Origin of the sequence: Burkholderia sp. JP2-270 (genome assembly GCF_003233675.1) — a bacterium.
Lineage (GTDB): Bacteria > Pseudomonadota > Gammaproteobacteria > Burkholderiales > Burkholderiaceae > Burkholderia > Burkholderia pyrrocinia_C.
Genome location: NZ_CP029825.1, coordinates 2222697 through 2234252 on the forward strand (window position 1 = coordinate 2222697; position 11556 = coordinate 2234252).

An 11556-nucleotide genomic window follows, 5' to 3' on the forward strand; every position below is an offset into this window, starting at 1 on the left:
GCGGCAGTCTCGCAAGGGCGCCGGGTGTTTCGGCACGGCGTGAAAAACGGCGTGTCAGTGCATCGCGTCCTGCTTGCGCCGTTCGAGCATGCCGTAGACGACGGCGGTGACCACACCGAACAGCAGGTTTGCCAACAAGGGTCCGGAACCCCGCTCCGAGACGAACCATGGGAACACGGCTGTCATCACATAGAAGTTCCACACATACGCGACGATCCCGAAGGCCAGCCCGATGACAGCTTCCATGCCCACGCTCGAATCGAAGCGGAACGGCGCAATGATCGCGCCGAGCATCATCCCCATGATGGCGCCGAGCACGTAGTGCAGTAACAGCGCCGTCCCCACGATGCCGAAGCTGAAGACCGACATCTGTTCGAGCGCACTGCGGCCCATCACCATCGCCGCGATCTTGTGGGTCGGTTGCCACGGGCTTTCGTCGAGCACCATGGTCGACCAGAAGAATTCGAGCACGATCACCAGGGCGCCGCCCGCAAGACCGGCCACGGCCGCGGCGAGCCAGTCGGGCGTGCGCCGTTGCCAATGGTGCGATTGAATGTTCAGTTCCATACGACCTCCTTGCCGACAGTTCAGCTTCAGCACTCAGGTTCAGAAGGCGCCACTCGCGTCAAAAGTACGTCCTTTATTCGATTCAGAATGGCAGATATGGATGCCAACGCAAGGTACAAAAACCCTGCGCGATGGATGGCACGACGGCGTTCCGCTCGAAGTCCGGCATCGGCGTGTCGGCAGGCAAGTAGTTGGGGCGCGGCAGCATGCCGCCCGTGGTCGCGGTTATGCGCTAGCGCGCTCGGCGATACGCATCGATGAGTGCCGGCGAGGGCGCCGGCGGGTGTCGGGACATGGCGCGGAGAGTGCGGCGCCGCGCGATTGCGGGCGTCTGATTTGATGCAACGCAGAGGGGCACCGAATGTCACGGAATTGCCCTTGTACCGGCGTGCCGGGGCAGCGGAAGTACCCGGACAATTCTCCCGCTGGACACATGCCAATTTCATACTCGCCTGAAGCCGGCACGCTCGATGCAGAGACGGCCTCAGGTGTTATGTATGCCGGTTTTCGAGTTTCAGGGGAAGATCGGTGTCGTAGGCTCGCCGCCCTCCAGATCCGCCTTCGGAAAATGCTGGGCGACCATCTCCTCGATTTCCTGCTCTCGCAATCCCGGCACGTCGGCCATGATCAGGATCTGGCCGTCCCGTATGGCGTCACGAAATCGCTGGAGTCGCGCGTTCGGCTCGGCGATGCCGATCATCGCGGCCGTCCACGCCCCGAAGCCCGCTCCCGCCAACGTCAATGCGACGACGGCGCCGCCCGCAATCACGAGTTCCGCAGGCGGAAACACGAGCGCGACGAGGCCGATAAGCGCGCCCGTCGCGCCGCCGAGTGCGACGCCGCGTTCGAGTGCGTGCACGACATCGCTGCTTTGCAGCAAAGATGCTTCGGGTAACTGATCGAGCGTGACACTGTGATTGGCGAGGACGTGGATATGGCGCCAGATGATGCGTGCGCGCAGCAAGTCGTCGACGATCGCCTTCGCCATCTGCGTATCGGGTACGAGGAAATAAAGGCGTCTCATGTTGGCACTCCTTTTTTTTGCCATCAGCTCATCTTCAACAGAGCATTTTCCATTTTATGTCAGCATCGGCCACGCGGTACGTGCGAGCGTATGAGCGTTGGCGCCGCTTACCCCAACTCATTACCTGCCGCAGCGAGTGCGTTGCACGACCAGGCGACCCTGGGGCGCTCCTACGGTGATCGTTGCTTCCATGCACGCCATGAATCGCGGTAGCCGGTCTCCACGCCATCGGAAAAATCACCTCGTTCTCGGGCATACGCGAGCGCGGCTTCGGTGGTCGATGTGCGCTGACCTTGCCAAAGACGAGCGCGGTCTTCGAGGCCCGGCTCTGGAACGGCTCGCGCAGGCAAAGGTCGACTGCGGGCTTTCCCGGGCTTCGCACGAACGCGACTGACCGCCGGGGCGCTATCGCTCCGGCCCTTGCCGCGGGAGTCGCGATGTCTGTCGATACGCACATCGACAACTGTTACGCCCGCACGGATTCGTCTATGCAGTGATCGGCAAGAAGCCTGGTGTTTCCACCTACCCGGCAACGAACATTCTGTTGCTCGATCGGCGGACGTGGCGTTGCCGGATACGCATATCAACGATGATCCGAACGCGGAGCGGACCGAGGCATTCACGATTGCTGCGGTCGTGCTTCTTTCCGACGTCACTGCTCAAGAGCGCTGCCAACCTGCTGGTCGGTCCAAACGTGGACGCCAGCCATATCGCGTACAGCCGGCCAAAGACCGAAGCGGGTAGTAACGCGGCGGAGGGGCCGTTCCTGCTGAGCGTCAGCGCATCCGGGAACACCCTCGCTTCGAGTTCGCCCGTGCGGCGGATTGTGACTATGGCGGCGTTGACGGTGATTGAAACCAACCGCATACGTTTGCGCGATCGAGCGTCGCAAGCAGGGCGACGACGGGTCCGCAAGGCATCCATAGCCGAATCCCGCTGGTGACGGGTTTCACTATTCGGCCGCCTTGTGAACCAATGTTGTTGGGTATTCGTTTAGGGATGCTGGACATGTCTCCCGGCGACATCGCGTCGCAACTTCTGCATCGCCCTGCGATGTTCCGGAGCCATTTCTGTCGATATCGTCCGATAATTAGCTTTTATTTTCGTCTAAAATCGCGCTTCTTCTTACTTTAGGATGGAAGGACGTTTTGAAAAGACTGACGAAAAACATCTCGCGCACGGCCGTTGCCGCATGCATTGCTTATGCTGGGCTCATGCCTTTGTCCCAGTCCGCCCAAGCTCAGGTCGAACCTCTGAAGAATCCGGTCTACGGCGTCACGCTCGATGATCTGACGAAACTCGATGCGATCATCGCGTCGCTGCAGAACCTGCCGTACCGGCCGACCGTGCGGGTCGTGTTCGATCCGGGTACGCCGGCCTCGGACTACTACGCACCGCTGCTGCGCCTGCACTCGGTCGCGTATGTGATGGGCGAGATCTACGATTCTTACTATTTCCCGACGACACTCTCCACGTATCAAGCGAGAACGCAGGAATTGGTGTCGCAACTGAAGAACACCGTCGACGTGTGGGAGATCGCCAACGAAATCAACGGCGAATGGCTGCGCAACAACCCGAGCGGTACGAACTCGGTGGTCAATTCGCAAGAACAGCAGATCGGCCAGATGGTCGCCGCGGCCAACACGATCGTCAAATCGAACGGTGGCAAGACTGCGATCACGCTGTACTACAACGACGACAGCAAGGGTACCAACTGCTGGGAGAAACCCCAGGATTACTGGAAGACCTGGCCGATGAACTTCCTGTCCTCGACGGTTCGCCAGCAGGCCGACTACGCGCTGTTCAGCTACTACCCGTACCAGGATTGCCCGGGGTTGAGCCCGTCGTGGAAGAACGATTTCGCGGCGCTGGAAAGCATTTTCCCGAACGCGAAGGTCGGCTTCGGCGAAATCGGTACGTCGGATATCTCCGCGCCGGCTTCGGTGCAGCAGAACCTGATCAAAACCTATTACCCGATGGTCAACAGCATGACCGACCCGCGTTTCATCGGCGGTTTCTTCTGGTGGAACTACGTCGAACAAATGCTCCCGTACTCGACGAGTTCCTACTTCCAGTTGCTGCGTCAAACGATCATCACGCTTAAGTCGCCCAGCTGATTGCGCCATCCGCGCGTAAGCGTCAGCGTCGCAGGTTAGAACCACAATGTTGCGCGTACCACGAGACCACGTGCGCGTACCGCTGACGTCAACGGAAACCTGTATTGCACCGTCACATCCAGATAGCTTGCCGGCGCGCTATACCTGCCTTCGCGAAACCAGTAACGGAACTGGATGCCGGGCCCCGCACCGATTGCGGTCTTGTCCGGCTGGCGGTTGTCGTGATCGCCGGCCACCGCGGCATGCGGGTAGACGGTCAGCCGATCGCTGAGCGCCGTCAAACGCCAGGTGTGCCCGTAACGCAACTCCGAATAGATGATGTATCGGCCTGCCTTGATGAAGTACGCACCTTCGACATAGGCCTGCCAGCTGCGCCAGCTCGGTTCGGTGACCCTCAGGTCGGTACCCGCCTCCGACGAATAGCCCAGGCGCATCAGCCAGTCCGTCATCGACAGGCTGCCGACGTGGAACAGCCGCTCGGCGGTCATCACGACGTTCTGGTCGGGAATCGGCTTGTAGCGCACCCCAACCGAACCCTGCACGGTCGGCATGCCGGTCACGTTGCCGCTTCCGTCGTATGCCGTGCCGTATCCGCGCACGAAGAACTGGAGAATGCGCCCGTTCTGGTAGCCGATCTTCGGTGGCTGCCAGTACGCCTCGATACCCGGCTGCAACACGTTGATGGTGCCTTGCGGGCCGAACGCGGCCGACTGGTAGGGCGCGCTCAGCACGAAGCCCCAGGTGCGCTGAAGTTGCTCGACTTCTCGCCGATAGCCGAACTTGTGCTGCGCATCGAACTTGTGTTCGTTTTCATCGGCGTCGAGACTGTGCTCGAACAGCTCGACGGACTGCTCGTTCAAGCCGATACGCTTGGCGGCATAACCTGCGTCCGCGTAGTTCATCGCGTTGCCCGCTCCGCCGTTGAAACCCTCCTGGAACGCGTCGAGTGCCTCGCGATCCTTGTGTTCCCGCAGCAGGTCATAGGCCTCCTGCAACTTCTGTGTCGCGGTATTGTCCACCGGTACCTGCGGCGCCTGCTCGGGTTGCTGGGCCTGCGTCACGATCGACGCGGCCATCTTCCGCTCGGCGTCCGTCGACGCGTCGCGGGCGGCGAGGTCCGCTACGCGGATGGCGCTTTCGCGATCGCCCGACATCAAGCTCAACTGCGCGATACGCAACTGAATCGCGGCCGATTTTTCATCTGCCAGCGGCGCCAGTGCAATGCCGGCGTCATGCGGACGATGCGCCGCGAGCGCACTGTCCGACCATGCGAGACGCAGGTTGCGCTGCTGCTCCTTGCTCCATTTTCCCGTCGCGACGGCGGCCGAGAAATCGCTGCACGCCACGTCGTAGCGCTCCTGACGCTGCGCCAGGTAGCCATGCTCGGCCCGTACTGCGGCGCTTTTCGGAAAGCGAACGCTTAACGATTCCATCATGGCGTCCGCTTCGTCGATTTTTCCTTCACGCTTGAAAACATCGAGGAGCAGCAACCCGAGCTGTTCGCTTCCGGGCTGAATCTTGAGGGCGCGCTGCGCGTAATCTTCCGCGCGGGGCAGGTCGCCGGCACTGATTGCCTTGTATGCGCCATCGGCGAGCCGATAAGCCTTGGGAGCGAGCGGCTGCGTGGCGTATGCGGGGGCCTGCCAGGCCAACGATACGGCGATCGCCAATGCGCTCAATCGCGCGCAGCGCGCGAGGCCAACCGCGATCGGGAGTCTGGAGCGTTTCATGCCTGTTCTCCCGACGGCTTTTGCATTGGAGAAACCTGCGACGCTGCATCGTCGCCGTCGCGTGCTCGCGCGAGTTCGACGAAGCGCGAGTGTCGGGCGAGTTCGGCTGCAATCTCCGTATCGCAGGCAATGAAATACGCTATGTTCGCTTTGGCGCCGCGCCGCACGATATCCTGTTCGTCTTGCGTGAGCGGCCGCCCGACCGCCACGTTCAACGTTCCGTCGTCTGCGGTTGAAAACGGGATAGCCCGATACGCGTACTGCAGTTCGAATGCCAGCGAATCCGCGAAGTGGCCGACCGCCACATTGCCCAGGCTTACCCGCGGGAGTTCCGCTTGTTCCGCGATCGCATCCGCCAGCGATTCGGTGGAGATCGCACAACCTTCGATCAACAGTTCGCCCAGCCGCTTGCCGCATGTCAGCTGTTTCTCCAGGCTTGACTGCAATTGCTCCAGTGAAACCACGCCCCAACCGACCAGGATCTCGCCAATCTTGCGGCGTACTTTCCCGAGCTGTTCGTTCGACAGGTAGGTATGACTGGTCTTGTCCCATGCGATCGGCTTGCCGCTTGCGAGGTGGCCGAGATAGATGCGCCACGCGCGGCAAACCGCGTAGAAATTGATCAGGTTGTTGACGAACATCCTCGGAATCGAGAGCATCCCCTGGACCGGACCGTTCAGCTTGCTGACAAAGTAGTAGCGCTGCGCGGCACGGGCAAACAGCATGACAGTGTTTACCCAGAGCAGCGGCGCTATCCATTCGCTCGCCGTGACGAGGGGGGCGCTGACGGGGGCGGCATGACCGAATTTCTGAAGGGCGGCAACCGCTACGAAATTGATCAGTACACCGTAAGCAATCACTGAAAAAAGTGACGTGACGATACCCTTGCGGTCATGGAAGAACATGTAGCGGGTGAGGAAATCCCCCTTCCAGCCGAGTTGCTCCCAGCCCTGAAAGGCGATGCCGAGGATCCAGCGGGCACGCTGTCGATAGGCGGTGCGAAATGTCTTTGGAAAATACTCGCGGGTGGCCAGCAGGTTTCGATTGGCGGCGCCGCCCTTTGCTCGCTTGGCCCCGGCATCCTGCGGGATATCCGAAAGCGGAAAGCGGGCAAAGGTTTCCTTCATGCCCAGGTCTCTCAGCCGAAAGCTGAAGTCGTAGTCCTCGGTCAGCGAACTGGTGTTGAACGGACAGCCGCCGCTCTCCTTCATCGCCGCTTCGATGGCGCGCCTGCTGTAGCAGGACGCAACGCCCGCGCCGGGGACGACGCCGGTCAGACGGGCACGCGCCGGTACGTCCTTCTGGTGCGTTTCGCTGAAGTCGTCCATATAGCATCCGGCCACGAACTCGTTCCATTTCCGCGGCAATGACAGAACGGGGAGCTGGACCAGGTCGCTATCCGCAACTGCATGGCTGAGGTATTTGAGTTCGATCGGATGAATAACATCTTCGCAGTCGTGCATGACGACGCCCGCGAACTGAATATGATGCGTTTCTTCGTAGCGCAGGATCGCTTCGATGATCCAGTTCAGGCAGTCTGCCTTGCAGGTCGGCCCATCGTTCATGACCGTTGCGCGCGTCACCCTGCCCGGATAACGGCGGACCATCCGTTCGACCTCCGCCGTGGTTTCGGCGTCGTTGTGATAGGTTCCGACGAAGATCACATATCGCTCGTATTCCATGGTCGCCAATGTGTTTTCGATCATTTTGGCGATCACGTCATACTCTTTCCACGCCGGCACCATGAGCGCCAGATAGCGCTCTTCCTCGGCGCGCAGCATGCCGATATCGATAGTCTGTGTTTTTTCGTGACGCAGAAACCGCCCGATTTCGAATGACCAGTAGCAGGCGTCGAGCGTAAGGTCATCCAGTGTGCTTACCAGGATGACGATTGCGGTCAAAATGGCGATGATGTTAAGTGCATATAAATATGCAATCCATATTGTGTTGTCCATCATTTTCCCGCGATTTTATCTTGTATGTGATTCTTCTCCCTTGCACCAACGAAAGACGAATATCTGTCCGTCCTCGTCGACCCCGTCACTCCCACTTCGCGGCTTGCGCCGCAAAAAATCCTGTCACTCGAAAAAGACTCCGTCAGCCTGAAGCTTTCTCGATGCGATCACGTAATATCCTTAAAGATGAAACGTGTTCAGTGGGTGACTTTTGAAAGTTGGTATTTGTCTCGCATACTTCCGTCTCCCGCCGGGATGGATCCTGCACCATTAATGCTTGCATCCGCTCTCGATCCAGCTCCCCGCAGCGCTCCCTGTGCACGGTCGTTTCAGTCGTTTCAATACGCAGTTCATAAAGCAAGTCGCGCGCCATTGCCGCGCGGCCCTTGACCGTCCGGGCGTCTGCGGGGCGTCGCACAAGATCGACCCACCGAATTCGAGCCAAACGTTTCAGTGCTGAAACGCATGATCGATTGATCTGACGAAACATGATTTGCAGACCCGTTGCCGCGCCCCGGCTGCCGCCGTGGGGAAATCGTCACGCGATTCCGGCGATCACCGGCCTCTCCAGTCGCCATGACATGTTCGAGTCATACGAGTCGATTGCCGCGTCACCATGCGCGAAGCGTTGAGGGAACTGGTTTTCCCTGAATCGTCCGAACAGGCTTCACTTGTTTGTCAGATGACAGCCTCGAAAGCGGATACGTTGCACGCCTGAAACGTTTTTTCTAAACAATTTCGGATTGCCATGGCGCGCCGATTTCGGCGCCTTGATCCCGTGCCCATTTGCGACCGGTGGTACGTTTCTAGCTTGAAAGAAAAACAATCCCGTCCTGTATTTTTGTCTGACATCAAGTGCGCGTGAAAAAATAACGACATAACACCCTGATTATTAATGGCACCAGCCGTGCTCGTTTCGTTAACGAGATGAATTTATTTTGCATATCAAAGGATGAAAATCATGATTTCTCATCGCAATCGATATTTTCGGAACGGATTGAGCACCGTCGGATCACTCGTCACATTAATCTCTGCGCTCGCCTTCGCCGTCGCTGTTCAGGATGCGAATGCGCAGGAGAAGGGCAATTCGTCTGCCGTAAAGATCAAGCCGCCTCCGTTACCCAACGGTTCCGCCCAGGTCAAGGTGCAGCCGGGTATGTCCGACGAGGAATGGGAGAAGGCGTACAAGGAGACGGGGCGCCCCAAGTTCAACTTGAAATCGGTCAAGAAAGCCGGTGGCAACGTGCAACGCGACTAGGGAGAATCGGCCATGAAAAAGATCTTGCTTGTCATAGCCCTGCTTGCCGGACTCGCGCAAATGACGTTGCCGAGCACGGCGCACGCGCAGGTCACCACGGCACGTACGCTCGTGCTATACGATAACCCGGCCAACGACCCGTATTCGAAGCTTGGCCTGATGTACAGCATCATGTTGAGGAACCTGCTTGGCCATTTCAACGCGACGGTCGATCTGGTTCCGATACAGAACTACACGTCCGGAATGGTCACTAACCACGACGTCACGTTCTACATCGGCGATTACTACAACAACCCGATTCCGACGGCGTTCATGAGCGACGTGATGACCACCACGAAGACCGTGGTCTGGTTCAAATACAACCTGTGGCAGCTTGCATGGAACACGGCCTACACCTTCAACCAGACCTTCGGGTTCAGCTTTCTCGGCATTGCCGGGTTGAACGCGCCGCCTTCGTCGAGCAATCCGAATCCCGGCTTCTACGACACGGTCACGTACAAGAACCTGCCGATGGTCAAGTACTACGCGTATGACGCATCATCCGGCGCCATCAGTGCGGACCCGGATGTCGGGCTGACCCAGATCGTCGATGCCACCAAGGCGCAGGCACTCGTCACCATCAAGAACAGCAAGAGTGGCGCGACCACGCCATACGTCATGCGCTCGGGCAAGTTCTGGTATTTCGCGGATATGCCGTTTTCCTATATCGGCCCGACGGATCGATACCTGGTGATATGCGACATCCTGCACGACATCCTGCAGACCAGTGCGCCGGTGAATCACCGTGCTCTCGTACGTCTGGAGGACCTTGACGCGTATACAACGACGAGTTCGATGAAAAAGCTCACGGACTACCTGTACTTGAAGAGGATTCCGTTCACGATGGCCACCATCCCGGTGTATACGGATCCGAACGGCTATTACACCGGCGGCGTGCCGGAGACGATTCATCTTGCCCAGGCAACGGGCCTCAAGAGTTCGCTGAACTACGCGGTCGCGCGCGGCGGTTCTATCGTGGTGCACGGCCTTACGCACCAGTACGATTCGACGCCGAATCTTCTCACCGCGGTCAGCGGCAGCGACTATGAGTTCTGGTATGCGGTCCAGAACCGTCCAGTCGATGAGGACTCCGTTCAATGGGCGGAAGGCAGGATGGCCGAGGGCATCCTCGAGTTCACGACCAACGGCTACAAGGTCGTCGGCTGGGCTGCGCCGCAGTACCAGATGTCGCCGTTGGCAGCGGCGGCCACCGCCCTCACGTTCCCGACGACTTTCCAGCGGGCCGTCTACTACACCGCGACCAAGCCGCAACTCGGAACGGGGGCGCCCAACCAGGACTTTTCGGCCGGGCAGTTCTTCCCGTACATCATCAACGCCGATTACTACGGGCAGCGGATCATCCCGGAGAACCTGGGCAGCATACAGTACAACATCTGCAATATCGACCCATTCTCGTGTATCTCATACACATGGCAGCAGCTCGTTACCAATGCTCAATACGGTTTGGCGGTGCGGGACGGTTTCGCCTCCTTCTTCTTCCATCCGTACTGGCTTGAACCCGATCTCGGATTACCGGCCTACCAGGACTTCCAGAGCCTGATCACCGGCATTACGAATCTCGGCTACAAGTGGGTAGACGGCACGACTGCCAAGTGAGGCGAGTGTGGTGGTAACCTCGTGCGACCCGCATCAGAAATGCGGGTCGCACGTTTGCGTTTGATCGGCTACGACAATGCTTGGGGGAGCCAGCGATGACCACGTCCGCCATCCCGGCCGTGCGCAGAATTCAACAGCGTATGGGCCGGTTTCGACTGGCAGGCCGACCGCGTCGGCTCTGCGGTGCGCCGCGTTCGCACCGGGCGGCGACGCTCGCGGCGATCGGCGCATCGCTCGTCGTGGCCGCATGCAGCTGGACGTCGCACGACGTTCACGCCGACGGAATCGTGTGGCAGGTGGACAACACGACGACGAATCCGGTCGGAAACTGGCAGATGCTCGGCGTACACGATCTGTTGATCCAATGGACCGTCGTGGACGATACCGCGTTCGTTGCCAACACCCGCATCCGTACCGCGGCGCACCTTCCCGACTGGGAACGCATCGGTCGTGCGCCGTGGGCCAGAAACGTGATCCTGGGCCTGGCCGGCTACCAGGACGAAAAACGTGCGCGCACCCACCTGTCGACGCTCGCGGACCAGTCCGCGGAGGTGGCGCGCCTGCATCTGCCGCTGCATGTCACCGGCTACTACTTTCCGGTCGAAATCGATCCGACCTGGCAGGACGCGCCCAAGCTTGCCGAGATCCTGCAGCGACTGCCTCGTCCGCTTTGGGTGAGCGTCTACGACCAGACCAACATCGGCGGAAAAACGCTGGCGGACTGGCTCGCAACGTGGCTGCCCGCGGACGTCGGGGTGTTCTTCCAGGACGGCTGCGGCGTCTATGCCCGCGAGCCGCAGGTCGCGCGCACCTACCTCGACGAGCTGGCTTCACGCCTGGGCAAACGGCGCGTGCGGGTCATCGCCGAAGCCTTCCGGCCGGCCGAGCATGGTGGATTCCGTTCAGCCAGCGCCGAGGAATTGAGCAGGCAGCTCCAGGTTTATCGCGGCTATCCGGTCTATCTGTTCGATGGTCCCCACTATGTGTCGGACGACCTCATGCGCGAACTCAAAAACCGGACGGCCAAGCCGCACCCGGTCGGACCTGGCGGTACGGAGCGCTGAGTCTGCTTCACCCCGGTAAAAGCGGCGGGCAAGGGGCCGCGCGCCGAAACAATCGGCCGGACTGGATCGCCGCGACAACCCCATTTGATGACCAAACCGCAAGACCTAGTGCATAGATATCGTTTGCCGCGGCCTTAATGACTATCGACAATCGTGGCTCGAATTCGCCGCCGCGGCGCCAGAAG

Annotated in this window: 9 protein-coding genes and 1 pseudogene; 5 read left to right on the top strand and 5 right to left on the bottom strand. The window is 59.8% G+C overall.

The genetic code is table 11. The annotated features are described in order from the left end of the window. Window positions 1-54: 54 nt before the first annotated feature. Complete coding sequence (locus tag DM992_RS28135) at window positions 55-567, bottom strand: hypothetical protein (RefSeq protein ID WP_111019540.1); 513 nt, start codon at window positions 565-567, stop codon at window positions 55-57. Between the two features lie 514 nt (window positions 568-1081). After that, a complete protein-coding gene (locus tag DM992_RS28145; RefSeq protein ID WP_111019541.1) occupies window positions 1082-1591 on the bottom strand; it encodes a DUF1269 domain-containing protein in 510 nt (169 codons plus the stop codon). A gap of 481 nt (window positions 1592-2072) precedes the next feature. Here DM992_RS28145 and DM992_RS28150 point away from each other — a divergent pair. Continuing rightward, window positions 2073-2456: pseudogene (locus tag DM992_RS28150) on the top strand (phosphate acyltransferase); the annotation flags it as partial. Between the two features lie 349 nt (window positions 2457-2805). Next, window positions 2806-3708 (top strand): hypothetical protein, encoded by a 903-nt coding sequence (locus DM992_RS28155; protein WP_239511369.1) that lies wholly within the window; start codon window positions 2806-2808, stop codon window positions 3706-3708. Between the two features lie 35 nt (window positions 3709-3743). Here the strand turns inward: DM992_RS28155 and DM992_RS28160 are convergent, their stop codons facing one another. From DM992_RS28160 to DM992_RS41865, 3 genes are all read right to left on the bottom strand, one after another. After that, window positions 3744-5438, bottom strand: a complete 1695-nt coding sequence (locus tag DM992_RS28160; protein ID WP_111019543.1) for a bacteriophage N4 adsorption protein A — start codon at window positions 5436-5438, stop codon at window positions 3744-3746. Further along, window positions 5435-7396, bottom strand: a complete 1962-nt coding sequence (locus tag DM992_RS28165) for a glycosyl transferase family protein (protein WP_111019544.1) — start codon at window positions 7394-7396, stop codon at window positions 5435-5437. Before DM992_RS28165 ends, DM992_RS28160 begins: the two co-directional genes overlap by 4 nt. Before the next feature lie 139 nt (window positions 7397-7535). Next, window positions 7536-7883, bottom strand: a complete 348-nt coding sequence (locus DM992_RS41865; RefSeq protein ID WP_162631752.1) for a hypothetical protein — start codon at window positions 7881-7883, stop codon at window positions 7536-7538. Between the two features lie 462 nt (window positions 7884-8345). On the opposite strand from DM992_RS41865, the gene DM992_RS28170 reads away from it, so the two are divergent. The 3 genes from DM992_RS28170 (at window position 8346) to DM992_RS28180 (ending at window position 11371) form a co-directional block, all read left to right on the top strand. Further along, complete coding sequence (locus DM992_RS28170; RefSeq protein WP_239511370.1) at window positions 8346-8651, top strand: hypothetical protein; 306 nt, start codon at window positions 8346-8348, stop codon at window positions 8649-8651. Window positions 8652-8663: 12 nt separating this feature from the next. Beyond that, window positions 8664-10307: a DUF2334 domain-containing protein gene (locus tag DM992_RS28175; RefSeq protein WP_111019545.1), complete on the top strand. Its 1644-nt coding sequence runs from the start codon at window positions 8664-8666 to the stop codon at window positions 10305-10307. 95 nt (window positions 10308-10402) lie between these two features. Then, window positions 10403-11371: a hypothetical protein gene (locus DM992_RS28180; RefSeq protein WP_111019546.1), complete on the top strand. Its 969-nt coding sequence runs from the start codon at window positions 10403-10405 to the stop codon at window positions 11369-11371. The last annotated feature ends 185 nt before the right edge of the window (window positions 11372-11556 follow it).